Annotated in this window: 1 protein-coding gene; it reads right to left on the reverse strand. The window is 76.7% G+C overall.

What is annotated here, in order from left to right; genetic code table 11:
* Positions 1-135: 135 nt before the first annotated feature.
* The coding region (locus tag ACEN88_RS34230; RefSeq protein WP_413346843.1) for a hypothetical protein at positions 136-460 on the reverse strand (325 nt) is incomplete at its 5' end.

Genomic DNA, 460 nt, shown 5'->3' on the forward strand with positions numbered 1-460 from the left:
CCTCCTCGGCGGCGGCGATCAGGCTTTCCGCCTGCGCGCGGCACTGCTCGGCGGTACCGTCGAGGGCGACCAGGCCAGCCACGTCGCCGGCCCGCAGGACATCCTGGCCGACGCCGATGCCGCCACGCGGCGATCTCAACCAAATAACCATGTGAACTCCGGAAAAATCTGCGCGGCGTCCGCCAGGAAAGGCGTGCTCGCGCCGGTTTGGGCGGCTTCGGCCGGGCGGCCGTCCACTTCACTCTGCAGCGTCAACGAGACCAGGCGCGCCGCTACGTCCAGCGTCAACGCCCCGTCGGCCACGAGCATCGCGTGGCCGCCGTCGACCAGCGCATCGTCGCCGTCGGGCGGCGCCGCGTCTGCCCCCCCCCCCCCCCCGCGCCGGGGCCCGCCCCCCCCCCCCCCCCCCCCCCCCCGGGGGGGCCGCCCGGGCGCGGGGGGGGGCCCGGCGGCGTTACAA

Origin of the sequence: Massilia sp. CT11-108 (assembly GCF_047302915.1) — a bacterium.
GTDB lineage: Bacteria > Pseudomonadota > Gammaproteobacteria > Burkholderiales > Burkholderiaceae_D > Telluria > Telluria orientalis.